This window comes from Myxococcus sp. AB025B (genome assembly GCF_006518215.1).
GTDB lineage: Bacteria > Myxococcota > Myxococcia > Myxococcales > Myxococcaceae > Myxococcus > Myxococcus fulvus.
On the sequence record NZ_SRLW01000594.1, the window covers coordinates 1 to 1,924 of the forward strand.

General features: G+C 73.2%; 3 protein-coding genes. 1 reads left to right on the forward strand and 2 read right to left on the reverse strand.

What is annotated here, in order from left to right; translation table 11 throughout:
* On the forward strand, nucleotides 1–704 hold a 704-nt coding region (locus FL311_RS44680; RefSeq protein WP_141333407.1), incomplete at its 5' end, for a hypothetical protein.
* Here the strand turns inward: FL311_RS44680 and hemH are convergent.
* Both hemH and FL311_RS42875 read right to left on the reverse strand, forming a co-directional pair.
* Nucleotides 652–1,743 (reverse strand): ferrochelatase, encoded by a 1,092-nt coding sequence (gene hemH / locus FL311_RS42870; protein ID WP_141333409.1) that lies wholly within the window; start codon nucleotides 1,741–1,743, stop codon nucleotides 652–654. The genes FL311_RS44680 and hemH overlap by 53 nt on opposite strands.
* On the reverse strand, nucleotides 1,743–1,924 hold a 182-nt coding region (locus FL311_RS42875), incomplete at its 5' end, for an ApaG domain (RefSeq protein WP_141333411.1). The genes FL311_RS42875 and hemH, both read right to left, overlap by 1 nt.

Sequence of the window (1,924 nt, forward strand, 5' to 3'; positions counted from 1 at the left end):
CCGCCGCCCCCGCCGCGGCCTTCCCCACCGGCTTCACCTACGTGCTGGAGCGCACCAACTCCGGCGACTACCGCCTGCGCGTGCTCCCCGAGGGCAAGGACACCACCGAGGACACGGGCGCGCTGAGCGAGCGCGGCTTCGTGCTCGACGGCCTCCAGGGCATCAACCGCAACATCGCCGCGCTGGTGCTGGAGCTGCCGCTCGCGCCCGTGGGCCCCAACGACACCTGGGCGCTGGGCACGGAGCTGCTCACGCACGACGCGCTGGGTCCCCTGTTCACCACCACCAAGACGGAGCGCCGCAACCGCGTGAAGCTCACCGCGCTCACCCAGGACGGCGACGACCAGGTGGCCACGCTGGAGTACGACCTGCTCGAGCAGCTCTCCGGCAAGGTGACCAGCCGCCGCGCCCCGCCCGCGGTGCCCGCGCGCGCGGACGACCCGGCCGAGGAGGACGCCGAGCCCACCACCGACGAGTCCGCCGGCCCGCCCACCACGGACGCCAGCGCCGAGGTGCGCATCACCGGCAAGGGTGAGTTCCTGGTGAAGGCCGGCCGGTGGCGCACGTGGGCGGGCACCATCGCGTCGTCCTCGCGCGGGCCCTTCCCCACCAACGCCCTGCAGGTGCCGCCCGGCACGGTGAAGCTGACGCTCACCGCGCGGGAGTCGGCGCCCCCCGCGGCCACGGCGAAGCCCCAGCAGTAGCCGCGCCGTCGGACTCGCGCACCATCCGAACCACCGCGTCCACCCAGGCCGGGTGGGCGTTGAGCGAGGGGACGAGCGTCAACGACTCGCCCCCCGCCTCGACGAACTGCTCGCGGGCGCGCATGCCCACCTCCTCCAGCGTCTCCAGGCAGTCGGCGACGAAGGACGGGCACATCACCGCCAGCCGCTTCACGCCCTGCTTCGCCAGCTCCGGCAGCACCAGGTCCGTGTAGGGCTTCACCCACGGCGTGCGCCCCAGCCGGGACTGGAAGGACACGCTGAAGCCGCCCTGGGGAAGTCCCAGCCGCTCGACGATGCCCCGCGTGGTGGCGAAGCACTGGGCGCGGTAGCAGTGCCGGTTGGCGTCCGTGAGCGCGTCACAGCACCCCGCGGACGCGAAGCAGTGCTGGCCCGACGTGTCCGTCTTGCGCACGTGCCGCTCCGGCACGCCGTGGTAGCTGAAGAGCACGTGGTCCGCGCGGGCCTCGGCAATCACCGGTCGCGCCACCTCCGCGAAGGCGTCCAGGAACGACGGGTGCCCGTGGAAGGCCGGCACCGCGCGCACGTTGGGCACGTCCCAGCCGCTGGAGAGCACCTCGTACACGCGCGCCAGCGACGACGCCGACGAGGACGTGGCCTCCTGCGGGTACAGCGGCAGCACCGTGAAGTCCGACACGCCGCGCGCGCGCATGGCCGCCACCGTGTCGGGGATGGACGGGCTGCCGTAGCGCATGGCCAGCGCCACGTCGTACTCGTGGCCCAGCTTCTCGCGCACGGCCACCTCCAGCGCCCGGCTGTACACCAGGAGCGGCGAGCCCTCCGGCATCCACACCTTGCGGTACGCCTCCGCGCTCTTGGCCGGGCGCGTGGGCAGGATGATGAGGTTGAGCAGCATCCAGCGCCCCACCGGGTGGATGTCCACCACGCGCGGGTCGCTCAGGAACTCGCGCAGGTAGCGCCGCACCGGCCCGCTGTGGGGCGCGTCCGGCGTGCCCAGGTTGACGAGCAGCAACCCTCGCTTGTTCGCGGGCGTGTTCATCAGTGCAGGGCGTTGGGCAGCGTGAGGGCGAACTCGGCGATGCGCGCATCGAAGCGCGAGCCGTCCGGGCGCTCCATGTCATAGCTGCCGCGCATCGTCCCGAAGGGTGTGCGCAGCATCGCCCAGCTCGTGTACTCGAAGCGCTCGCCCGGGGCCACGCGGGGCTGGCGGCCCACCACGC